Here is a 23,371-nt window from a genome sequence, read left to right on the forward strand (position 1 = left end):
GAGTTGCGGCTTGACCATGAGCGAAAGAGGTTCACAACCCGAAGGCCTCCATCCCTCACGCGGCGTCGCTGCATCAGGCTTGCGCCCATTGTGCAATATTCCCCACTGCTGCCTCCCGTAGGAGTCTGGGCCGTATCTCAGTCCCAATGTGACCGGTCACCCTCTCAGGCCGGCTACCCGTCAAAGCCTTGGTAAGCCATCACCCCACCAACAAGCTGATAGGCCGCGAGCCCATCCCCCACCAGAAAAAAACCCTTTCCACCCACCCCCATGCGAAGGCAAGTGAATATCCAGTATTAGCACCCGTTTCCGGGCGTTATCCCAAAGAAGAGGGCAGGTTACTCACGTGTTACTCACCCGTTCGCCACTCATCCACCCAACAAAAGCCAGGCTTCAGCGTTCGACTTGCATGTGTTAAGCACGCCGCCAGCGTTCGTCCTGAGCCAGGATCAAACTCTCCGAACAAAAACAAAAACGTTAAAGCCCAGAAAAACCAACCAACCAAAAACAGCCAGCCAGCAATCCCAACCAAAAACACTCAAAAACAAAAAACAGGCATAAACAAAACAAACAAACACACTATCGAGTTCACAAACAACACCCACACACCCAAACAACCAAGCCAAAAACCCAGCCACCCAAGCAGTGAACCACCACCACAAACCCACAAACAAGCTCGCGGCGACAGGTGAATAATCTACACACCCCCCACCCACAAGTCAACCCAAAACACTATGACCCCCACCACACACCCCACAAACCCACCAAACACAACGAAAAGTCCCTATCAATTCAGTTTGCTTGCCCCGGCCTCGTGACAAAAAGTGCGGGTCCAACCGCGCCTCACCAGCGCGATTGGACCCGCAAACGATCCGAAATGACTCTCAGTTCACATCCATGTCGGGCTGAACGGGGATGTCGACGGTCGGGAGGTCGCGCACGGCGCGACGCACGGCCTTGGAGACGGCGGGGGCAACCCGCTTATCGAAGGCGCCGGGGATGATGTAGGACGGGCTTAGCTCGTCCTCGGAGATGACGGACGCGATGGCCACAGCGGCGACGCGCAGAACCTCGGTGGTGATCTCCTTGACCTTGGCGTCGAGAAGGCCGCGGAAGAGTCCCGGGAAGGCCAAAACGTTGTTGATTTGGTTCGGGTAGTCGCTTCGTCCGGTGGCGACGACGGCGGCGTATTTGCCCGCGCCGATCGGGTCGACCTCGGGCGTGGGGTTCGCCAGGGCGAAGACGATCGCGTCGTCGGCCATGGTCTCAATGTCGGCGGGCTCGAGGATGTTGCCGGAGGAGACGCCGATGAAGACGTCGGCACCCTTCAGGACCTCCTTGAGGGAGCCGTGGACGTGGCGGGGGTTGGTCGCCTCGGCGAGGGCCTTGCGGGAGGGGTGCATGCCCTCGGTGGCATCGCCAGAGAGCGCGCCATTGCGACCGCAGCCGATGATGTCGCGTGCTCCTTGGGCGAGCAGTAGGCGGATGATCGCGTTGCCGGCCGCGCCGACGCCGGAGACGACGATGCGCACGTCTTCGATCTTCTTGTTCACGATCTTGAGCGCGTTGATGAGCGCGGAGAGGACCACGATGGCGGTGCCGTGCTGGTCGTCGTGGAAGACCGGGATGTCGAGCTCGGAGCGTAGGCGTTCTTCGATTTCGAAGCAGCGGGGCGCGGAGATGTCTTCGAGGTTGATGCCGCCGTACGCGGGGGCGATGGCCTTGACGATCGAGATGATCTCCTCGGTGTCCTTGGTGTCCAGGACGACGGGCCAGGCGTCGACGCCGCCGAATTCCTTGAACAGGACGGCCTTGCCTTCCATGACGGGCAGGGCGGCCTCGGGGCCGATGTCGCCCAGGCCCAGGACGGCGGTGCCATCGGAGACGACGGCGACCGTGTTGGCCTTCATGGTCAGCAGGTGGGCTTTCTGGGGCATGTCGTGGATTGCGGTGCACACGCGGGCGACGCCGGGAGTGTATGCGCGCGAGAGGTCATCACGGTTACGCAGGGGCACCTTGGAGTGGATTTCCACCTTGCCGCCGATGTGGCTCATGAAGGTCTGGTCGGCAACCGAGTCGGAGGCCACGCCAGGCAGCGCGTTGATGACGTCACGGACCTCGCGGCGGTGCTCGGAATCGCGCATGTCGCACGTCAGGTCGATGATGATGCGCCCGCGATCGGAGTCGGCCACGTCCAAGCCCTTGATCTCCGCTCCGGTTGCGGAGACCACGTCGACGATGGACGCGATCGAGGTGGTCTTCTCGTCCACCTCGATGCGGTAGGAGGCGGTGTACGACGGCGAAGTGCGCATGTCTGTCCTTTCGTTGGGCGCGCGGCCAGGCGTCCTGGCTGTCCTCTGCCGTTCATCCTAGGGACAGTTGGTGGTGCTTCGGTAGGGGAAGGCCACAACGTGGACAGGTGCGCGCGGTGAGGGACGAGGCCGGGGCGGACTATCGGGGCCGCGCAGGGAGCGCGAACGCGCGGTGAGGGACGAGGCCGGGGCGGACTATCGGGGCCGCGNTCCTGGACGGCGGCCGTGAGGGCGCCGTCGTCGGAGACGACCTCGAGACCTCGGGCTTCGACGACCTGCGTCGGGTCGCCTTCGCCCGCGAGGACACCCTCGAGGGCCTGGCGCGCCAGCTTGTCGTTGATGCGGCCAGAGTCGATGAGGCCCTGGAGCTGCGCAACCTGAGCGGGGCTGACCCCGGCCTCGTCGAGGGAGACTTCGCGTTCCTTGGCGCGGCGCGAGATCTCGCCCATCCACCACTTGCGGGCGGAGGCGGGATCGCAGCCCGCGGCGACCGTGGCCTCGATGAGCTCGAGGGCCCCCGCGTTGATGACGTCGCGCATCTCCTTGTCTGCATACCCCCACTCGGAGCGCAGGCGGCGGCGCTTGGCGACGGGCAGCTCGGGCAGCGAGGCGCGCAGCTCCTCGACCCACGCCCGATCCGGGCGGATCGGCACCAGGTCGGGTTCGGGGAAGTAGCGGTAGTCCTCGGAATCCGACTTCTCGCGGCCGGACGACGTCGAGCCGTCCTCCTCGTGGTAGTGGCGGGTCTCCTGCAGGATCGTGCCACCGTCGGCCAGGATCTGGGCCTGACGCTGCATCTCGTAGCGCACGGCGGAGGCGATGCCGCGGAAGGAGTTCACGTTCTTCGTCTCGGTACGCGTCCCGAGCGGCGAGTCGGGCGTCGGGCGCAGCGACACGTTGATGTCGGCGCGCACGTTGCCGCGCTCCATGCGGGCCTCGGACACGTCGAGGGCACGGAAAATGTCGCGCAGGGCCTGCACGTAGGCGGCGGCCACCTCGGGCGCACGCTCGCCGGCTCCCTCGATCGGGCGGGTCACGATCTCCACGAGCGGCACGCCCGCACGGTTGTAGTCCACGAGCGAGTGGTCCGCGCCCTGGATGCGCCCGTCGGCGCCACCGATGTGCGTGTTCTTGCCCGCGTCCTCCTCCATGTGCGCGCGCTCAATCTCCACGCGGAACATAGTGCCGTCCTCGAGCTCGACGTCCACGTAGCCATCGTGAGCGATCGGCTCGTCGGACTGGGAAGTCTGGAAGGCCTTCGTCAGGTCCGGGTAGAAGTAGTTCTTGCGCGCGAAACGGCAGTACTGCGCGATCTCGCAGTTCAGGGCCAGACCGATCTTGATGGCGTACTCGACGGCCTTGTGGTTGACGACCGGCAGGGAGCCGGGCAAGCCCAGCGACACGGGGGTCACGTACGTGTTCGGGTCGCCGCCAAAGGCGTTAGGGGCGGCGTCGAACATCTTGGTTGCGGTGCCCAGCTCGACGTGCACCTCAATGCCGAGAACCGGGTCAAAGCGGCGGGCCGCCTCGTCGTAATCCATGAGCTCAGTCATCACTTTTCCTCCCAGTTAGCTGCGGGGCACTGACCCGCCACGTCGTCGCTGAGGGCTTCCACGAGGGAGGCCACCTTGTACATGACCAGGTCGCCGCGCGCGGGGGCCAGGACCTGGAAGCCGATCGGCAGGCCCTGCGAGGACACGCCATTCGGGACGTTCATGCCGGGGATGCCCGCCAGGTTCGCGGGGATCGTCGCGACGTCGTAGAGGTACATGGCCAGCGGGTCGGAGGTCTTCTCGCCGAACTTGAAGGCCGTCTCGGGTGCCGTGGGCGACACGAGGACGTCGACCTGTTCGAAGACCGCGTCGAAGTCACGCTGGATGAGCGTGCGGACCTTCTGGGCGCTGCCGTAGTAGGCGTCGTAGTAGCCGGCCGACAGGACGTGCGTACCCAGGATGATGCGGCGCTTGACCTCGTCGCCGAAGCCGGCCTCGCGGGTGGCTGCCATGACGCGCTCGGCGGTCACGGGACCCTCGGCGGGTTCGACGCGGATGCCGTAGCGCATGCCGTCGAAGCGCGCCAGGTTCGAGGAGACCTCGGCAGGCATGATCAGGTAGTAGGCGCCGAGCGAGTACTCCAGGTGCGGGCAGGAGACCTCGACGATCTGCGCACCCGCCTCGCGCAGCTTCTCGACGGTGGCGTTGAAGGCCTCGATAACGTCCTGTTGGTAGCCCTCGCCGCTCAGCTCCTTAACGACGCCGACCTTCAGGCCCTTCATGGAACCCTGCGCGGCCACGTTTTCAACGGCCTCGCGCAGGGCAGGAACCGGCTCATTCAGGGAGGTCGAATCGTGGGGATCGAAGCCGCCGACCAGCTCGGTTAAGGCGGCCGCGTCGGCGACCGTGCGGGTGACGGGACCGATCTGGTCCAGGGACGAGGCCATGGCCACCAGGCCGTAACGCGACACCGCGCCGTAGGTGGGCTTCGCGCCGACGGTGCCGGTCACGAAGGCGGGCTGGCGGATCGAGCCGCCCGTGTCGGAACCGAGCGCGAGGGGCACCATGTAGGCGGCGACGGCAGCGGCGGAGCCACCGCCGGAGCCGCCGGGAATGCGCTCGGTGTCCCAGGGGTTCTTGGTCGCACCGAAGGCGGAGTGCTCGGTGGACGACCCCATGGCGAACTCGTCCATGTTGGTCTTGCCGACAATCGGCAGCCCGGCTTCCTTGATCTTGGTAGTGACGGTCGCGTCGTAAGGAGGCTCCCAGTCGCCCAGGATCTTCGAGGCGCAGGTGGTGCGCAGGCCGCGCGTCACGATGTTGTCCTTCAAGGCGATCGGCACGCCCGCCAGACGGTGCAGCGTCTCCCCCGCGGCGCGGCGCGCATCCACGTCGGCGGCGGTCGCCAGGGCACCCTCACGGTCGACGGTGATGAAGGCGTTGACGCGATCGTCGATTGCGTCGATACGGTCGAGGCACGCCTGGGTCAACTCGACGGAGGTGATCTGGCCCGCAGCCAGCATGTCCGCCAACTCCAGCGCACTCTTCTTCAACAGCTCCTTCATCAGTCCTCCCCTAGGATCTGCGGAACCAGAAACATGCCGTCCTGGGCGGCGGGCGCCTGAGCGAGCACCTCGTCTCGGTCCACGGTCTGCCCCACCACGTCCTCGCGCCACACGTTGGTGAGCGGGATCGGGTGGGAGGTGGCGGGAACTTCGGGGGTGGCGACCTCGGACACCTTGGAGACGGCGTCGGCGATCGCGTCGAGTTCACCCGCGAAGCGCGTGATCTCCTCGTCGGTCAATGCAACATGGGCCAGGCCCGCGACGCGGGCGACCTCGTCAGTACTAATGCGTGACATGTGTGGCATCCTACCCGTATGCCTTTTTCACAGCGACGCCAACTCACCAGGCAGACGTGGAAGATCGTCAAGAAAGCCGGAATTGCTGTCCTCGCCGCGCAGGCGGCCGCGGTCGTGACGGTTCACGCGATCGACCGTATGCGCACCGCCCGGATCCCCGGTGGCGTGCATGGTTTCCCGACGCTGCCCCCCGCCGACACGCAGGTCGGCAACACGATGGCGCGCACGTACACGGAGGGGCACTCCCTGTACGAGGACATGCTGGAGGCCATCGAAGGGGCGACTCATCACATTTATTTCGAGACCTTCATCTGGCGCTCGGACTACTGGGGGAAACGCTTCAAGGACGCGCTGATCGACGCAGCGCGGCGCGGCGTCGAGGTCTTCTGCGTGTGGGACGGCTTCGGTGTCCTCAACCAGGATCCGCGCTTCTACAAGTTCCCCGCGATACCGAACCTGCACGTGCGCAAGTTCCCGACGCTGCGCTCGGGCCTGTTCACCCTGAACATTCGCCGCACGGGCCAGGATCACCGCAAGATCCTCGTGGTCGACGGCGAGGTCGGCTTTGTCGGCGGCTACAACATCGGCGACCCGTTCGCGAACGAGTGGCGCGACACCCACGTGCGCATCACGGGCGGGGCCGTGTGGGAGCTAGAGAACGGCTTCGTGGACTTCTGGAATCACTTCCGCCCCAAAACCTGCCCGGAGCTGCCTGATCAGGGTGCGCGCGCGTGGAGCGCGGACGTGACCGCACAGTTCAACCTTCCCCATTCGCTGCTCTACCCGATCCGCGGCATGTACATTGACGCGATTGAGCGGGCGACAAACCGTGTGCTCATCACGACGGCGTATTTCATTCCCGATCACGAGGTGTTGGCGTCTCTGATCGCCGCCGCTCGGCGCGGCGTGCGCGTCCAGGTGCTGATACCCGAGTATTCCAATCACATCCTGGCGGACTGGGTTGCGCGCCCCTACTACGGGGAGCTGCTGCGCGAGGGCGTGGAGATCTGGCTGTACCAGCACGCGATGGTCCACTCGAAGACGATGACGGTGGATGGCCGCTGGTCGACGATTGGCACGGCGAATATCGACCGCCTGTCGATGCGCGGCAACTACGAGGTGTGCCTGCAGTTCTTCTCGCGTCCCCTCGCGGCGTGCATGGAGGAGATTTTCGCGAACGACCTGACGACGGCCCGCCGCCTGACCATCGACGAGTGGGAGAAGCGCTCGATGCTGACCCGTTTCGGCGAGGTGCTGCTGGGCCCCTTCGAGCCTTTCGTCTAACCGGTCTTTCCGCCCCCTCCCAGCGCGCTCAGCCCCGGCCTCGTCACAGGCCGACGGCCGCCANGCGCTCGGAGCCGTTGCGTGCGTCCTCGACGGGGGCGACGATCTCGGGGATCACGTCACCGGCCTTGCGCAGGACGATGAGGTCGCCGATGAGGACTCCCTTTCGGGCGACCTCCTGGGCGTTGTGCAGGGTCGCGCGCGAGACATTCGATCCGGCGACCAGCACGGTGTCCATGACGCCGTAGGGGGTGACGCGGCCGGTGCGGCCCACCTGGACGCGGATGTCGAGCAGGCGCGTGTGGACTTCCTCGGGCGGGAACTTGTAGGCGGCGGCCCACCGGGGCGTGCGCGAGGTCGAGCCGAGGGAGCGCTGGAGGGCCAGGTCGTTGATCTTGACGACGACGCCGTCGATCTCGTGGACGAGGCCGTGGCGGTCCGCGCCGATCTCGCCGATCCGCTCCTCGATGGCCTTGCGGCCGGAGAGCAGACGCGTGTAGGGCGAGACGGGCAGGCCCCACTCGCGCAGCTGCTCGTACCAGCCCATCTGGGTGGTCGGCTCCGTGAACTCATCCCCGGCCTCGACGAAGCCGATGCCGTGGGCGACCATCGCGAGGGGACGCTTGGCGGTCTCGGCCGGGTCTTTTTGGCGCAGGGAACCCGCGGCGGCGTTGCGCGCGTTGACGAAAGTTTTTTCGCCGGCCTCGACCCGGGCCTCGTTGAAGGCGGCGAAGTCGGCGACCGGGAAGTAGACCTCGCCGCGCACCTCGATGTGCGCGGGGACGGTGCCGGTGAGGGCCTGCGGGATCGACGCGATCGTGCGGGCGTTGGCGGTGACTTCCTCGCCGACGTAGCCGTCGCCTCGGGTGGCGGCGCGCACGAGGCGGCCGCTGTCGTAGAGAAGGTTGATGGACAGGCCGTCTACCTTCACCTCGGTCGTCATCTCCAGGTCGGCAATGCCGGTGGCCTCGGCCATGCGATTCTCCCACCCGGCGAGCTCCTCGAGGGAGAACACGTCGTCGAGCGACATCATCTGGGCGAGGTGGCGCACCTCGGTAAAGCCGGTGTCGACGCTGCCGCCCACGCTCATCGTGGGCGAATCCGCGCCGCGCAGCTGCGGGTAACGCTCCTCAATCTCTTCGACCTCGCGGTACATGCGGTCATAGTCTGCGTCCGCGAGGGTCGGCGAATCACGGTCGTAGTAGGCCGCTCGGGCCTCGTTGATGCGCTCAACGAGGTCGTTGTAACGGTCGCGGGTCATCTCGAACGTGGAGTCAGCCATGAGGTCCATTCTTGCATTGTGTGGCTCCCTCGGGCGCCGCTCNGGCACTGGTCGCTCCCTCATCGTCCTCGCGACCTGACGACGCCGCCTCGCTCGGCATCGCGGGCAGCCACGGAGCCGAGTGCGCCTTGTGGTGCGCGGGACAAGTGGCCGCACAAATGGGCGGGGCACGCGTCTGGTGGAATCACCGATCTCCTGTTCTGCTCGGTGCGCAGGCCGTGGACATACACGTCACCGACCGAGAAACTTGCCCCTCATGCGCGCGCGGCAACTCCAATGAGAAGTCCATCGCCGTGCTGCACATCGGCTACGCCAGCCACATCGCCGACCTACCCTCCTGGTGCGCGCGCGTGTGCGTGAGCGATGAACTGCCCGTCTCACCACGGTGGTGGTGGACGGTGACGCGCACAACGAATCAAGACTGCCTGCCGAAGCGCGTCGATTGGGATCCTCACGCATCTGTCGGCACCGTTGGCAGTCTCAGCGTCGTTATCGGACACGCGCAGTCCGGACCCGTCGCCCTGGACCTCGTCTCGGACGGACCGCACGCCCTCGTCGCCGGGTGTACGGGATCAGGTAAATCGGAGGCGCTGCTGGGCTGGCTCGCCTCGATCGCCCACTGCTATTCGCCTGAGCGCGTGCGTTTCATCCTCATCGACTACAAGGGCGGCTCCACGTTCGCGCGGCTGGCAGATCTGCCCCACACGCAGGCGCTGCTCACTGACCTTGACGCGGGGGCCACGGCACGAGCACTGGACGGGATCGCATCGGTCCTGCGGAGCCGTGAGGCAACTCTCGCCGACATGGGGCTACCCGACCTCGCGTCGTGGGAAAGAGCCCACGATACCGCCCCCGACACCGTCGCTGCGCCTCCTCCGCGTCTCATCGTCGCAATCGACGAATTCCGGGTCCTGGCTGACACGCATCCTTCGTCAATGGACGTTCTGCTGCGCTTGGCGGCCCAGGGACGCAGCCTCGGCCTCCACCTGATTGCCGCGACGCAGCGTCCCTCGGGGGCAATCAACGCGAGTATGCGCGCCAACATGGACATTCGCTTGGCCTTGCGGTGTGTGAGCGCCGCCGACTCCACGGACATCCTGGGGGACTGCCGCGCCTCTGCTCTGCCGCGTGTGCCCGGGCGCGCGGTGCTGGCGGGTGTAGGCACACTGCAGCTCACGTATATGGCTGACGTCGCCAGGGTCGTGGATGGATGCGGCAAGCGGTGGCCGAGGGCCTGCTCGGCCCCTCTGTGGGCGCCCGCCCTTCCTGACACTCTCTCATGGGAGGACATTGACGAGGCCTTTGCGGGGGTGAGCGTAGACACCGCTCTTACCCACCACGCCGCCGCCTCATCGCACGACTGCGGGATGAACGGTCCGTGTGCCCTGGCGCTCGGCCTCGTCGAAGGGATCGAGTCTCACTCGGCTCTTGTGTGGGATGGCGGCAGTATCCAGATTCAGACCAGCGCACACGAGGGGTCCCTCGCTGCCCGGTGGGTCCTGGCAATTGCCACAAGGATCGCCGGGGCGATCGACGTTCCCCTCCACGTCATCGCAGAGGAGGATGCTGTCGGAGCATCCTCCCTCTTGTCCGCATCTGACGTCGGGGCAATCGATCTGCTTCAAGGCGTGTGCGAAAACGGTCCTGCGGTCCTTGCTATCACCGACGTCTCGGCCCTACGATCCAATCTGGCCGAAGGACTGTCGATTCCCCAGGCCGAAGAGCTGTGGGCCTCGCTTCTGGGTAGGGCCAGGCGCGCCGGAATCGTCATCGTCGCCGCGTACGCCGGACGATTTACCTCCTCAACCTCAGCGATGGGAGCGTTCTCCATGCGGCTTGTGCGCGCCAGGGAGGCGAACGAGGCCCTACACGCGGGCCTGTCCCCGAGCGACCTTCGTTCCCTTGCGTCCGGACAGGCTCTCCTCGTGCGCCCGGGTGAGCCGACCGTTCTCGCATGCATCCCGATGGAGATGACGCCCCTGCAGCCCCGTCAAAGCGCGCGTTCGCTGTCTGGGGCGCGCGCGTGGCGCATTCCCTCTGCCAAAGAACTTGCATCATTGGTCAGTAATTCATCCATGCCTGCTCTGATAGGGCCTGAATACGCTCCCTCACAATGGCTCTGTGACAAACCTTGGATCGTCATTGGCTCGGACTCTGGTGTGCAGGTCCTGACCAATCTGCACGATGCTCTCGGGTGGAATCCCCCCACGATCGTCGATGTCATACCCGAGGCCGCATGGACTCGTATTACACGCTGGGACGGGCTTCGCGTGCTTGCATTGAATCCGTCCGACAATGTCATTCGGGCGCTCATACGCTCGAGTCACACATACCCATTGTCGATTGTGGCACGCCGCTGGAGTCCCTCATGCGGGCTTGTCTGCGAGGGTGGTACCCTAACAACTATTCAACTGACCATAGGGTCAGTTACAACCTAAGTCCCATTTTTTTCGCTCACCGTGACCAGGCACATAGTGACATCTCCGCATCACTCTCTCCTCCACCTTGCGCGACAAACATGACCATCGGACACTGACAGTCGAAGAATCGAAATCCCATAGCGCACGGTTACCCAAGGAGAACACATATGGATTGGCGCAGCAAGGCAGCATGCTTGACAGTCGACCCCGAACTCTTCTTCCCGATCGGGAACACGGGGCCTGCCATCAGTCAGGTCGCCCAAGCCAAAGCCGTGTGCCGCGAATGCATCGTGAAAGGTATCTGCCTGCAGTGGGCCATCGACAATAACCAGGACTCAGGCGTCTGGGGCGGCATGAGCGAGGAAGAACGCCGCTCCCTCAAACGCCGCGCCGCACGAGCGCGCCGCGCCGGCTGCTAAACGCCTCAACGACACACGACCGAGGCCGGGGATCCGACACGGATCCCCGGCCCGGGCACGTCATGAGGTGCAGCGCACCCGCTCGCCGCTCAGGCGGGATCGAGGTTGATCATCAGTGTCANTCGGCAATGCCGGTGGCCTCGGCCATGCGATTCTCCCACCCGGCGAGCTCCTCGAGGGAGAACACGTCGTCGAGCGACATCATCTGGGCGAGGTGGCGCACCTCGGTAAAGCCGGTGTCGACGCTGCCGCCCACGCTCATCGTGGGCGAATCCGCGCCGCGCAGCTGCGGGTAACGCTCCTCAATCTCTTCGACCTCGCGGTACATGCGGTCATAGTCTGCGTCCGCGAGGGTCGGCGAATCACGGTCGTAGTAGGCCGCTCGGGCCTCGTTGATGCGCTCAACGAGGTCGTTGTAACGGTCGCGGGTCATCTCGAACGTGGAGTCAGCCATGAGGTCCATTCTTGCATTGTGTGGCTCCCTCGGGCGCCGCTCGGGCGCAACCACCTCCCCAGGTGGCGTTATCCACATCCGTTGGGAGCGCAAACCGGTTATCCACAGGGGTCTCGTCACACTCGGCCCTATCCACAGTGGGCGCGCTCGCGCTTGAAGAGGCGTGAATGCAGCGAGATCGTGGAGATATGAACGATTCCGCCTGCCTGGCACGCACGGCCCTACGCACCGACCTCCACCTGGCGTGCGTGGAGGGACCCGACGTCGGACTCGTCATCGCGCCCGGAACAGTGGGACGCGCCGGGCAGGTGCCTTTGGCGTGCTCGAGCATCGCGCGCGAGCACGCCACGTTTTCCACCCGGGCTGGCAGAGCACACCTGCGTACCGCCACCGGAGCCTCGCCGATCCAGGTGTGTACCCGCCTGGGCCTGTGGCGGCGTCTGCACCGAAAGAATCAGCTCGCCCCCGGCAGGAGACTTCGTGTCGGAGCGGACACCTTCGAGGTCCGCTCGCGCCCGTGGACCCTGGCATGGCCTGGCGTTGATCGACGAGGCAGAGCCACGTCACCGGGAGCCGCTTTCCTTCGCGGTGCTCCCCTCGTCTCGTTCCTCGTCATGGCCTCACTGATGGTGTGGCGGCTCCGCTCGGTGCCCGTATCGCCTCGAGTGCTCTGGACTCTCGGGGGTGTCATTGGGGTCCTCGCGTGCGTTTGCGTCCTCGCAGTGCTCAGGCGTGTACACAGGCGTAAGCGTGGATGGGACGGGGCGGCTTTGGCTCTCGTGCTCGCCTCACTACCCACCGCAAGCGTTCCCCCGCGCGAGCGCAGTGTGGCCGTGTGGCCCGGACGAGCAACGTGGCTTCGGCGACGAGTGGCACTGGTCGCTCCCTCATCGTCCTCGCGACCTGACGACGCCGCCTCGCTCGGCATCGCGGGCAGCCACGGAGCCGAGTGCGCCTTGTGGTGCGCGGGANTCGCGAGGAGTCCACTCGATGGACCCCCTCAGTTCGCCGCGCACCATCTGTTGGACGATCTGCGTGCCCAGGCCAGTCATGGGTGTGCCCGGCGCGAAGCCGAGGCCATCGTCCGCAACGGTCACCGTCATCGACAGGCCTTCGCGCCGAGCACTCACTTCGATACGGCCATCGCGGTCAGCCAAGCCGTGCTCGACGGAGTTCGCTACCAGCTCGTTGAGGACCGTTGCCAGCGCCTGCGCCTGGTCGGCGGAAATTGTCCCGAACTGGCCGGTCGTAACCACCTCGACACCATGATCGGTGGAGGCGATTGCCCCCGCCATGCGCACAATCGTGCGGGCAACCTCGTCGAAGTCGACGGATTCATCAACGTTTTGGGACAGGGCGGCGTGCACAGTCGCAATGGCTTGAACGCGGCGTTCTGCCTCAGCGAGGGCGACCTTGACGGCGTCTTCGCACGAGCGTCGAGACTGTAGACGCAACAAAGCGGAGACGGTCTGAAGGTTGTTCTTGACGCGGTGGTGAATCTCGCGGATCGTTGCATCCTTCGTCATGAGTTCCTGCTCGTGGCGATGGACCTCGGAGACATCGCGCAGGAGGATGACGGCACCGAGCCGCTTGCGCCCGTTGACCAGGGGAAGCGCGCGCAGGGAAATGGTCGACGCGCGCGCGGCAATTTCGACGCGCCACGAGGCACGGCCCATCACGACGACGGCCATTGATTCTTCGATGAAAGTTCCCTCGCCGATGACGTCGGTGATTTCTTGGGCCAGGACTTTGCCTTTGACGTCGTAGCGGATGCCGAGGCGACGCAGACAGGACACGGCGTTGGGGGTGACCTGCTGGACACGACCGTCGGCGTCGATAAGAAGTGCGCCGTCGAGGACGCGGGGCACGCCGTGGGATGTGACCTGCGGGGTAGAGTCGTAGGGGTAGTCGCCATTGGCGATCATCTGACAGAGCGTGTCTGCGGCGGCTGTGGTCCACCCTTCGAATCCGAGGGATAGGCGCGGGCTGGACAGGTTTTCCTCGCGGGTGACGACGGCAATAATGCGGCCGTCGTGGCACACGGGCACGCAGGTTTCCATCATTGAGTAGGTGCCCGCCCAGCGTGCGGCGGTTGAGCGCACGACCTTCCCTGTCTGGATGGCGCGGTGCAGGTCGACTTCGCGGGCGGCGGGCAGGTGCAGACCGATGATGTCGTCGACGTGGACGGTGGAGGAGGTTGCGGGGCGGCAGTGGGCGGCGGCGATGAACCTGCCGTCGTCTGTGGGCAACCACAGGACCAAGTCGGCGGCCGCGAGGTCGGCGAGCACCTGCCAGTCGGCTCGGAGCAGGTGCAGCCAATCGGTGTCTTGTTCAGACAGCGGGGTCGATGATGCTTCTTCCGCTAACTGCATGAGGCTACGCATGGCTCTACTCTAGTGGGAGCGGGGACACAAAGCTGACCCGCCTTTGTAAATGAGCGCCGGGCCACGCTTGGGCGACGACATCGAGAGAGGGAAAACCTTGGAATTTAGCCAGTCTGTTACCTACCCGGGCACGGTCGACGAGGTCGTCGCCATGTTCCTGAGCTCGGGCTACCAGGAGCGTCGTTTCGGTTCCTTCGTGGTGGAAGGCTCCTCGTCGACGGTCGTGGAGGGCGAGCGCATCACGTTCTCGGGCACGGTTCGCCCCGAGCTCATCCCCCCGGCCGCGTCGCGCTTTGTCAAGGGCGACCTGCGCGTGACCTTCGTGGAGGAGTGGAGCAGGGAGGAGGCAGTGGCGCGGTCTCGCTCGACGGTGACCGTGGAGGGCGCGCCGGTTTCGTTCCGGGCCGTCTCCGTCCTGTCCCCCTCGGGTCAGGGGGCCGAGCGCGACGTGACGGGCGATGTGTCGGTGCGTATCCCGCTGCTGGGCGGGCGCATCGAGAAGGAGGCGGTGGCACGCGCCGGGCGTGTGATCGAGCGCGAACGCGAGCTTGCCGCCTCGTGGCTGGAGGAGCACCGCTGAGGGCTCTCTACGCTCTGCGAGGAACCTCCGCCCGCGCGGCACGAATGCTGGGCGGGCGGGGTCTTTTGGCGCGACAATGGTCCCATGAGTGATACCCCGAAGTCCCTGTTTATGCAGCGTACGGGCGTGCGCGAGTACGTCGCCCGCAACCAGGATGGCGCCGAGATTCTGGTCGGGCACGGCCCGGGCCGTTTCTCCCCCGGTGACCTGCTCAAGCTCGCGATCGCGGGCTGTAAGGCGATGAGCTCGGACGCGCGCATGGCGGCCCGCCTGGGCGACGATTTCGAGCAGTTCGTCGGCGTGTCCGCTGACTACGACCAGGAACACGACCGTTTCACGCACGTGGACGTCGAGCTGGTCCAGGACATGTCGGCCCTGTCCGACGAGGAGATCGCGGACCTTGAGCGCCGCGCCAACGCCGCCATTGATCGCAATTGCACGATCGCGCACTCGGTCGTTGATCAGGCGCTGCCGGCCTCGCACGCGTGGACGAACGAGCGGATCGACTGACGTGGCCGGGATCGACCGTCAGTACGAGGATCTGCTCGCGCGCATCATGGCCGAGGGCACCCCGAAGGGGGATCGAACCGGCACGGGCACGCGCTCGATCTTCGGGGCGCAGCTGCGCTACGACCTGTCCCGGGGCTTCCCGCTGATCACGACGAAGCGCGTGCACCTCAAGTCGGTGGTGGGCGAACTGCTGTGGTTCCTCTCCGGTTCCTCGAACGTGTCCTGGCTCCAGGAGCACGGGATCCGCATCTGGAATGAGTGGGCGGACCAGGACGGCGAGCTGGGCCCGGTGTACGGCGTCCAGTGGCGTTCGTGGAACGCCGGGGACGGGCGCCGCATCGACCAGATTTCCCAGGTCCTCGAGACGCTGAAGACGAACCCAGATTCGCGTCGCATGGTGGTCTCCGCGTGGAACGTCGGTGACCTGCCCGAGATGGCGCTCGAGCCCTGCCACGCGTTCTTCCAGCTGTACGTGGCCGACGGCCGCCTGTCGCTGCAGCTGTACCAGCGCAGCGCGGACATGTTCCTGGGGGTTCCTTTCAACATCGCGTCCTACTCGCTGCTCACCCACATGTTCGCCCAGCAGGCGGGCCTTGAAGTCGGCGATTTCATTTGGAGCGGCGGGGACTGTCACATCTACTCCAACCACACGGAGCAGGTGACCGAGCAGCTGAGCCGTGAGCCGTACCCGTTCCCGCGCCTGGAGCTGACGAAGGCTCCGTCGATGTTCGAGTACTCATTCGACGATATTTCCGTCGTCGACTACCAGCATCACCCCACGATCAAGGCTCCGGTCGCCGTATGACGAAGGTCGCGGCGATCTGGGCGCAGGATAGCAACGGGATTCTCGGGTCGGGCACGGCCATGTCGTGGCACGTCCCGGCGGATTTCCGCCACTTCAAGGACTCCACGATGGGCTGCCCGATCATCATGGGTCGGCGCTCGTGGGAGGCCCTTGGCAAGGCGTTGCCGGGCCGCACGAACATCGTGATCACCCGCTCGGGCGGCTACGAGGCGCCGGGAGCGACTGTCGTCTCCTCCGTTGAGGAGGCGCTTGAGGTCGCGCGAGAGGAGACCGCCTCCACGGGTGCCCCCTACATCTGGATCACGGGCGGGGCTCAGCTCTATGCGCAGACTCTCCCGCTCCTGGACGAGGCCGTGGTGACCGACCTGGAGTTGGACGTGGCCGCGAGCGCGCCGGAAGGTTCGTCGTTCGTGTACGCGCCGCCGTTGGATCCGTCGCTGTGGCGCCGGGACGAGTCGCGCTCCGATAGCGAGTGGCGTGAGCGCTCGGGCGACGCCCGCTGGAGGGTGAGCACCTGGGTGCAGCGCTGAGCGCTCCCCCGCTGTGGCGTCTGTCCGGCAAGGCCCCGCGCATCNTCACCCTTCCTCCTCGCACTGTCCCTCGTTACACTGTCGTGTTCGTGCGCGTGGTTGCTCCTACGCAAGCTGGACATCTCGTCCCGTGCGCGAGACTAGGACGAGTGCCCCACGCCTCACAGCGCGCTCGGCGCTATCCTAGGGAGGTACGTAAGCCCTACGCGAAGGAGCCACCTGTGGCACAAGAAACCCGCACCGAAACCGACTCGATGGGAGCCGTTGAGGTCCCCGCGAACCGCTATTGGGGCGCTCAGACCGAGCGTTCGCTGCACAACTTCGACATTGGACGCAACACCTTCGTGTGGGGCCGCCCGATGGTGCGTGCCCTTGGCATCCTGAAGAAGTCCGCGGCCCTGGCCAACGCCGAGCTGGGCGAGCTGCCCGCCGACATCGCCGGCTACATCGCGCAGGCCGGCGACGAAGTCATCTCCGGCAAGCTCGACGACAACTTCCCTCTGGTCGTCTTCCAGACCGGCTCAGGCACGCAGTCGAACATGAACGCTAACGAGGTCATTTCCAACCGCGCGATCGAACTCGCGGGCGGAACGATGGGTACCAAGTCCCCCGTGCACCCCAACGACCACGTGAACCGCGGCCAGTCCTCGAACGACACCTTCCCCACCGCCATGCACATCGCGGTCGTCTCCGAGCTGCACGACATGTACCCGCGCGTGCGCCAGCTGCGCGACACCCTGGACAAGAAGGCCAAGGAGTTCGACGACGTCATCATGGTGGGCCGCACTCACCTGCAGGACGCGACCCCGATCCGCCTGGGCCAGGTCATCTCCGGCTGGGTTGCTCAGATCGACTTCGCCCTCGACGGCATCGAGTACGCGGACACGCGTGCGCGCGAGCTGGCCATCGGTGGCACCGCCGTGGGCACCGGCCTGAACGCTCACCCGAAGTTCGGCGAGCTCACCGCGAAGAAGATCTCCGAGGAGACGGGCATCGAGTTCAAGCAGGCCAGCAACCTGTTCGCCGCCCTGGGCGCGCACGACGCGCTGGTGCTGGTTTCGGGCGCGCTGCGCGTCCTGGCTGACGCCCTCATGAAGATCGCGAACGACGTGCGCTGGTACGCGTCGGGTCCGCGTAACGGCATCGGCGAGCTGATCATCCCCGAGAACGAGCCGGGTTCGTCCATCATGCCGGGCAAGGTCAACCCGACCCAGTGCGAGGCCATGACCATGGTCGCCACCCAGGTCTTCGGCAACGACGCGACGGTCGGCTTCGCCGGCTCGCAGGGCAACTTCCAGCTCAACGTCTTCAAGCCCGTCATGGCGTGGAACGTCCTGGAGTCCATCCGCCTGCTGGGCGACGTCTGCGTGTCCTTCGATACGCACTGCGCGTACGGCATCGAGCCGAACTACGAGAAGATCAAGCACAACCTGAACATCAACCTCATGCAGGTGACGGCCCTGAATCGCCACATCGGCTACGACAAGGCCTCCAAGATCGCGAAGAACGCGCATCACAAGGGCCTGTCGCTGCGCGAGTCTGCCCTCGAGCTGGGCTTCCTGACCGCTGAGGAGTTCGACGCGTGGGTGGTTCCCGCCGACATGACGCACCCCAGCGCCGCCGACGAGTGATCCGCTTCAGGCGCGCTGACGTTTCGGCCCCGGTCTCGCATGAGGCCGGGGCCGGTTTCATCTGCACGAGGCCGGGGCCGCTTGCACATTCGAGCCCCGTCCACTCCCCGCCGGCGCCACCGTCACCGACCTACGCCACCGACCGACGCCACCTACACGGTTCCCCAACAATGTCGCACGTAATTCCCCAACTTATCCTTCAAGTTTTGAATGTCCATCGTTGGCAGTTCAAGGAAAAAGGTAGCACTCTAAAACTGACCCAATGAAATTACGTGCGAGAATCTTGGGAAGGGCAGAGGGGATGCGCGGGGGCAAGAGGGACCAAGATGAAATAAACCTCCAGATCACGCAGTTACGTGTCATGTAAACAATCGGAGGGGACCATGACGCACACACTCACCACCTACAACGAGGCCGTCCATACAGCCCTGCACATCCTGGCTACAGATATGGGATACGAGATTCCCCCCTCGGACACGTCGCAGGAGCGCGCCTATCTGCGCGCCCTCATGAACATCCGCGGCCCCGCTCCCCTGCCTGATGGCTACCCGGAGGCCGAGGCGATTGTCCTCGACGCCGAGCGTGTACGGACAGGAACCGCGACCTGGGAGAATGCCACGGCCTCGCCGGTTCATCCGAGAATGGCGCTGTGGCGCGGTGACATTACGCGCCTGGAGGTCGACGCGATCGTCAACGCGGCAAACTCAGCGCTGCTCGGATGCCGGGCGCCGGGGCACACCTGTATCGACAACGCGATCCACAGCGCAGCTGGGCTCGAACTGCGGCAGGCATGCGCCGAGGTCATGGCTGAGCGCGCACGCGGCGACGGCTCCTCGGGATTCCCGACGGGAGAAGCCGTCCTCACCCCCGGTTTCCACCTGCCCTCGCGCTTCGTCATCCACACGGTCGGCCCCATCGTGAGCGGAGAGCTCACTGACGAGCACCGGGAGGCCCTGACCCGCTCGTACCGGCGATGCCTGGAGGAGGCGGCAGCACATGGGCTCAACACGGTGGCGTTCTGCTGCATTTCCACGGGGGTCTTCGGCTTCCCGCAGGAGGAGGCGGCCCGTATCGCGGTGGCGACCGTCGCCGACTTTCTTGACTCTGGCACCCCGGGCGCGTCCGAGCTGCGCGTCATTGTCGACGTCTTCGGCGACCACGACGAGGCCCTGTACCGCGCCCTTCTCGGACTCTGATCCCATCAACGATTGAGGAGACACCATGAGCCGACCCACCACCCTGCGCGAGGCTATCGACAGCGCTGACGCGATCCTCATCGGTGCGGGTGCCGGCCTGTCCGCCGCCGACGGCGACAATCACTCTGGCCCGGTTTTCGATGAACGTTTCGCGGATTTTCGCGCCGAGCGCGGCATCACGGACGCCTACTCGGGCGGCTTCTATCCCTTCCCCACGTCGGAGGAACGCTGGGCGTTTTGGAGCCGCATGATTTCCCTGCTGCGCTACGAGGCCGGCCCAGGGCAGGTGTACGCGGACCTGCTAGACCTCGTGCGCGGTCGCGACTACTTCGTGATCACCACGAACGTCGATCACCGTTTCCAAAATTCCGGCTTCGACAAGGAGCGCTTGTTCTACACGCAGGGCGATTACGGGCTCCTGCAGTGTTCAGCGCCCTGCCACGACGCGACGTACGACAACGAGTCGTGGGTGCGTGAAGCGGTGGCCAGTCAGGAGGGCATGCGTATCCCGTCGGAGCTGGTCCCCCGCTGCCCGAGGTGTGGGGAGGAGATGACGACGAACCTGCGCGTTGACAACCGTTTCGTTCAGGATGATGGATGGATGGCGGCTGCCGGTCGTTATCAGGACTTCTTGGAGCGCACGTCGAGCGGCCGCGTGCTTCACCTCGAGTTGGGCGTCGGCATGAATACGCCGAGCATCATCAAGTTTCCGTTCTGGCGGCGCGTGTTCGACAATCCGGAGGCGACGTACACACGCGTTGCGCTGGATGCGGCGGCTCCCGCAGAGATCACGGATCGCTCCCTCGCCATTCGCGGCGACATCGCCGAGGCCCTGGCGAGCGCGCGCGAATAACGAGCCGGTCCTCGTCCCTACCTCTGGGCGCGCGCTTTCCGACGCATCTTCAGGATCGTCGAGGCGATGATGGTCAGCAGGAAGATGTTGAAGAGGATCGCGCCGACGCTCGGGGAGACGAGCGTGGCCACGAGGCGCCCGNCCCACCCCGAAGAGTCCGGAGAGGAATCCGGCGCCCACGCCCGTCGCGATGACGAGGAGAACACGGCTGACGGTGATGCGCTGGGAGTCGGTGTCAGGCATGCCTTCACTGTAGTACCGCGCTGGTGGGCCTTCCGGGGTGGGGATTCACTACGCGCGAAATGCGTTTCCGCGCCCTGTTTGCGTTGGTTTGGCAGGCGTAGACTCCTCCCATCGACGAAAGGAAATGCGATGTCCAAGGTTCTGGTTGTGTCGGGCCACCCGCGTACCGGCGATGATTCGGTGGCGAATAAGACGATTCTGGAGGAGCTGACCTCCCTGCTTCCGGGCGCCGAGATCGATCATCTCGACGAGCTGTATCCCGATTACGTGTTTGACGTTGAGGCGGAGCAGAACAAGCTTGCCGCGGCGGACGTCATCGTGTTGCAGTATCCGCTGTGGTGGTACGGCTGGCCTGCGCTGCTGCAGAAGTGGATGGAGGACGTGTTCGTGCGCGGTTTCAGCCACGGGTCGACGGGGACGGCGCTGCGCGGTAAGAAGCTGGTGGTGTCGGTGACGACAGGCGCCGGCGAGTCCTACTACTCCGCACAGCCGGGCGGTTTCGACCGCTTCCTGGCTCCCGCGATGGCGACGTGCGCGCTGACGGGCATGGAGTTCGCGGGGAGCCTGCCGTTGTTCGGGGTCTCCTACGCGAATCGCACGGATGAGGCGGCACGCGCCGACATGGTGGAGCGTTCGCGCGAGCACGCCAGGCGCCTCGCGGAGTTCGTCTCCGCCCTCTGAGGCGCATGCCCGGTTGCCAATCGGGACGCGTAACCCGGCCACGGCCTCGTCAATCCCTTCACGAGGCCTGGGCCGTGTCGAGAGAACTCAGTTGGTCTTCGTGTTCGTTGGGTGATACCCGATGTAACCGATGTACACCTTGTTCGTCTTCTTCGTGTCGGCGTAGTAGTACATGCGGGGAGCCTTTTGGTTGCAGAAGGCTGGGGCAAAATGCGTCCACATTTCAATATAACCGCGCGAATCGACCTCAGTGGGAACCGGTAGCATACGCTCGAGCCGCATCTTTCGATCCGTCTTCACAGTTCGCCCTTCGTTGCGCTTGTGATGGCCGGGACCACACCTAAAATACCCTTCCGGCGGACACGCAAGGTAGAGGTCAAGATCTCCATTTGTAAAGTCGCCCGTCTCCCGTGCACGCATGTAGTCGCGCAGCACGAGAATGTAGTTCCAGAACTCGGACGCATAGTGGTTTTCAGCCAGGTCGTCGATCGCGAGAATATCGTCCACCATCGAATCCGGTGCGCTCAGCTCAACGTAGCGCGTAACCGTCTCATAGCCCTGCTGCGTCATGCGATCAAACAACTCCGACATGCTCTTCGGCGCGTCAGCCAGCCACGAATCATCAGGTTCAGTCGCACGACCAATCGATTCTTCTTGCCTCAGCTTCCATTCGAGGGACCGGTTTCTCTTACTCAGCCTCTCCCTCTCTTGCTGGCTCGCAAGCAGCTGTTCTGCAATCGCTTTCTTCTCTTCCTTGAGCTCCTCGATCTCCCGGCTCTGATGAGAAGCTTCCTCCAGCAGTTCCTCCGCGACACGTAGCTCATCCGCGAGCGCGTCTCGCTTGTGCGCAAGCTGTGCGTGCGCGTCGTTCATGGCGTCCAGGCCGCTCTCCAGCGCAGCGACACCGCTTTCCAGCTCGGTGTGCGAGCGCGGGTTGAACGCGGGCAGGAAGCGGCGAATCAGGCGGCGCAGCGGCTCGTACCATGCCAAGTGCTGAGACTGGCCGCGCTGCGGGGCAGGTTCGGACGTCGCAGGCCTGACGTCCACCTCGCGGGCGCTGGTCCGAAGAGGGGCTTCCTCTTGCTCCTCGCGGGCAGGCAGGCGCGCGTCCTCGACCGGTCCCCCCGAGTCGCTGGCGGCTGCGGAGAAAGACTCGGCGACCCGCTGGCGCACCTTCTCGTCGAGCAGTTCCACCGTCCGCTCGCTCTCGCGCAGCGGGTGGAACGTCGGCACCGACAGGCGCTTCTTATCCAAGGGCGCCTGGGCCCGACGAAGCTCCTTGTCGAGGCCGTTTTCCCATAGGTACTCGCAGGGCGTTCGCGCGATGATCGCCGACAGTTCAGGACGGAACTGCTTGTTTTTCTCGTCATAACCACGGAGCAGCGTGCCCGCGGTCAGCACCCTGTGGCGGAGCCTGTCGGTTGGTTCGTCTGCTCGAAAGCCGGGAAGATAGGTTCGCAGGCTTCCCTTGGGCATGGCGCACCCCTGTCCGATCCTGGCATGGAACTGGCGGTAGGCCTCGGGCGTGAGCAGAAAGTAGGACGCGCAGCCCAGGGAGTTCTTCGTCAGGGAACGCAGGATGTCTTTCCAACGGCATTCCGCCTCGAGGGAGCCTAAGTCGCTCCCGTCCGTGAGCGGGGCGGCCACGACGACGGATGCGCGCCGACGCTCATCACGAATCCAGCCGATCAACTGCTCCACCTGTTCCTCGTCGGCGACGGATTGGGGGGAGTCCGACAGCGGCATGCCGCGGTCGTGGCAGTGGCCCTCGGTGATGAGGTCGCGGACCAGCGCGGGTGGCTTCGCGTCCCATACGCCCTCGCGCGGAGGGGTAACCTCCACCCAGAGAACGTCCCGATAGCGCGATTCCTTGGTCGCGTGCAACGCGTAGACGCGCGTGGTCCACTGGTCGCCGCCTTTTCTGCGCTCGACCATCTCCAGGAGTTGGCGCTCGTAGTGTCTATCCTCTGACGCTTCTGACAGCTTGGTCGCGACGACGTCTGCTGTCTCGTCCCATTTGGAGGTGAGCTCTCCGAAACGGTAGAACCCCTCAGCGTCGCATTCCACGCCCGCGCGCGAGCCCCCGGGCGGGTACTTCTTGTTCACCCACTCGTGGAAGAGGCGGTCTGCGGTTTGCAGCGCTCCTTCCCGACTGTTCAGTTCGACGATTGCCCTGTAGCCTCGAGCCATAACACTCAACCCTCGTTCGACGCTGACGGACGGATTATGTGCGACAGCATACAACTACCGAATAACCATCAAAGCATCATGAAGCACCCACTTACGAGATGCGCATCACATACAGTTTCCTGATCTCGTGAATGGACGAGGCCGGGGCTGGGTTAGTGAACTCGGTGTCCTTCCTGCGGGCAAGAGACCAGCGAAGCCGTAGGAACATCATCGACCACGGATGAAGAGCGCATTCGGCCACAC

At 65.0% G+C, this 23,371-nt stretch carries 16 protein-coding genes, 3 pseudogenes and 1 other annotated feature (1 of these 20 only partly in view); of the genes and pseudogenes, 11 read left to right on the forward strand and 8 right to left on the reverse strand.

All coding sequences use genetic code 11. The annotated features are described in order from the left end of the window. Positions 1 to 457 (reverse strand) — a sequence feature (16S ribosomal RNA rRNA prediction is too short) (it extends 49 nt beyond the left edge of the window). A gap of 427 nt (positions 458 to 884) precedes the next feature. The 4 genes and pseudogenes from BQ7477_RS04545 to gatC form a co-directional block, all read right to left on the reverse strand. Continuing rightward, positions 885 to 2,312: an NAD-dependent malic enzyme gene (locus BQ7477_RS04545; protein ID WP_073982960.1), complete on the reverse strand. Its 1,428-nt coding sequence runs from the start codon at positions 2,310 to 2,312 to the stop codon at positions 885 to 887. Between the two features lie 212 nt (positions 2,313 to 2,524). Continuing rightward, positions 2,525 to 3,865: pseudogene (gene gatB / locus BQ7477_RS04550) on the reverse strand (Asp-tRNA(Asn)/Glu-tRNA(Gln) amidotransferase subunit GatB); the annotation flags it as partial. Next, positions 3,865 to 5,370 carry an Asp-tRNA(Asn)/Glu-tRNA(Gln) amidotransferase subunit GatA gene (gene gatA, locus BQ7477_RS04555; RefSeq protein WP_073982961.1) on the reverse strand — a complete coding sequence of 502 codons (1,506 nt, stop codon included), beginning with the start codon at positions 5,368 to 5,370 and terminating at the stop codon, positions 3,865 to 3,867. The pseudogene gatB and the gene gatA, both read right to left, overlap by 1 nt. Continuing rightward, positions 5,370 to 5,666, reverse strand: a complete 297-nt coding sequence (gene gatC / locus BQ7477_RS04560) for an Asp-tRNA(Asn)/Glu-tRNA(Gln) amidotransferase subunit GatC (RefSeq protein WP_073982962.1) — start codon at positions 5,664 to 5,666, stop codon at positions 5,370 to 5,372. Before gatC ends, gatA begins: the two co-directional genes overlap by 1 nt. 18 nt (positions 5,667 to 5,684) lie before the next feature. On the opposite strand from gatC, the gene BQ7477_RS04565 reads away from it, so the two are divergent. Beyond that, positions 5,685 to 6,950, forward strand: a complete 1,266-nt coding sequence (locus BQ7477_RS04565; RefSeq protein WP_073982963.1) for a phospholipase D-like domain-containing protein — start codon at positions 5,685 to 5,687, stop codon at positions 6,948 to 6,950. Positions 6,951 to 7,014: 64 nt separating this feature from the next. Here BQ7477_RS04565 and ligA read toward each other — a convergent pair. Continuing rightward, positions 7,015 to 8,241: pseudogene (ligA, locus tag BQ7477_RS04570) on the reverse strand (NAD-dependent DNA ligase LigA); the annotation flags it as partial. A gap of 137 nt (positions 8,242 to 8,378) precedes the next feature. Here ligA and BQ7477_RS04575 point away from each other — a divergent pair. Together BQ7477_RS04575 and BQ7477_RS04580 are read left to right on the forward strand one after the other, a co-directional pair. Next, a complete protein-coding gene (locus BQ7477_RS04575; protein ID WP_234968683.1) occupies positions 8,379 to 10,670 on the forward strand; it encodes an FtsK/SpoIIIE domain-containing protein in 2,292 nt (763 codons plus the stop codon). Between the two features lie 149 nt (positions 10,671 to 10,819). Beyond that, the gene (locus BQ7477_RS04580) at positions 10,820 to 11,071 is read left to right on the forward strand and encodes a WhiB family transcriptional regulator (RefSeq protein ID WP_073982964.1); all 252 of its coding nucleotides are present in this window, start codon (positions 10,820 to 10,822) and stop codon (positions 11,069 to 11,071) included. Between the two features lie 124 nt (positions 11,072 to 11,195). Here BQ7477_RS04580 and BQ7477_RS04585 read toward each other — a convergent pair. Both BQ7477_RS04585 and BQ7477_RS04590 read right to left on the reverse strand, forming a co-directional pair. Next, positions 11,196 to 11,534: pseudogene (locus tag BQ7477_RS04585) on the reverse strand (NAD-dependent DNA ligase LigA); the annotation flags it as partial. An 878-nt stretch (positions 11,535 to 12,412) separates the two neighbouring features. Continuing rightward, positions 12,413 to 13,909: a sensor histidine kinase gene (locus BQ7477_RS04590; protein WP_073982966.1), complete on the reverse strand. Its 1,497-nt coding sequence runs from the start codon at positions 13,907 to 13,909 to the stop codon at positions 12,413 to 12,415. Positions 13,910 to 14,006: 97 nt separating this feature from the next. Between BQ7477_RS04590 and BQ7477_RS04595 the strand changes: the two genes are divergently transcribed. The 8 genes from BQ7477_RS04595 (at position 14,007) to BQ7477_RS04635 (ending at position 20,938) form a co-directional block, all read left to right on the forward strand. After that, entirely contained in the window at positions 14,007 to 14,489 is a 483-nt protein-coding gene (locus BQ7477_RS04595; protein WP_129582501.1) for a DUF2505 domain-containing protein, read from the forward strand. An 84-nt stretch (positions 14,490 to 14,573) separates the two neighbouring features. Beyond that, a complete protein-coding gene (locus tag BQ7477_RS04600; RefSeq protein WP_073982968.1) occupies positions 14,574 to 14,999 on the forward strand; it encodes an OsmC family protein in 426 nt (141 codons plus the stop codon). Between the two features lies 1 nt (position 15,000). Further along, entirely contained in the window at positions 15,001 to 15,804 is an 804-nt protein-coding gene (locus BQ7477_RS04605; protein ID WP_073982969.1) for a thymidylate synthase, read from the forward strand. Next, positions 15,801 to 16,334 carry a dihydrofolate reductase gene (locus BQ7477_RS04610; RefSeq protein WP_073982970.1) on the forward strand — a complete coding sequence of 178 codons (534 nt, stop codon included), beginning with the start codon at positions 15,801 to 15,803 and terminating at the stop codon, positions 16,332 to 16,334. Before BQ7477_RS04605 ends, BQ7477_RS04610 begins: the two co-directional genes overlap by 4 nt. Before the next feature lie 221 nt (positions 16,335 to 16,555). After that, a complete protein-coding gene (fumC, locus tag BQ7477_RS04615) occupies positions 16,556 to 17,965 on the forward strand; it encodes a class II fumarate hydratase (protein WP_073982971.1) in 1,410 nt (469 codons plus the stop codon). A 383-nt stretch (positions 17,966 to 18,348) separates the two neighbouring features. After that, a complete protein-coding gene (locus tag BQ7477_RS04620; protein WP_073982972.1) occupies positions 18,349 to 19,161 on the forward strand; it encodes a macro domain-containing protein in 813 nt (270 codons plus the stop codon). Between the two features lie 25 nt (positions 19,162 to 19,186). After that, positions 19,187 to 20,014 (forward strand): SIR2 family NAD-dependent protein deacylase, encoded by an 828-nt coding sequence (locus BQ7477_RS04625; RefSeq protein WP_073982973.1) that lies wholly within the window; start codon positions 19,187 to 19,189, stop codon positions 20,012 to 20,014. Positions 20,015 to 20,386: 372 nt separating this feature from the next. After that, the gene (locus BQ7477_RS04635) at positions 20,387 to 20,938 is read left to right on the forward strand and encodes an NAD(P)H-dependent oxidoreductase (protein ID WP_073982975.1); all 552 of its coding nucleotides are present in this window, start codon (positions 20,387 to 20,389) and stop codon (positions 20,936 to 20,938) included. Positions 20,939 to 21,025: 87 nt separating this feature from the next. Here the strand turns inward: BQ7477_RS04635 and BQ7477_RS04640 are convergent, their stop codons facing one another. Next, on the reverse strand, positions 21,026 to 23,128 hold the full coding sequence (locus BQ7477_RS04640) for a hypothetical protein (RefSeq protein ID WP_073982976.1): 2,103 nt from the start codon (positions 23,126 to 23,128) through the stop codon (positions 21,026 to 21,028). Positions 23,129 to 23,371 lie beyond the last annotated feature (243 nt).

Origin of the sequence: Actinomyces bouchesdurhonensis, from assembly GCF_900128465.1 — a bacterium.
GTDB classification, from domain to species: domain Bacteria; phylum Actinomycetota; class Actinomycetes; order Actinomycetales; family Actinomycetaceae; genus Pauljensenia; species Pauljensenia bouchesdurhonensis.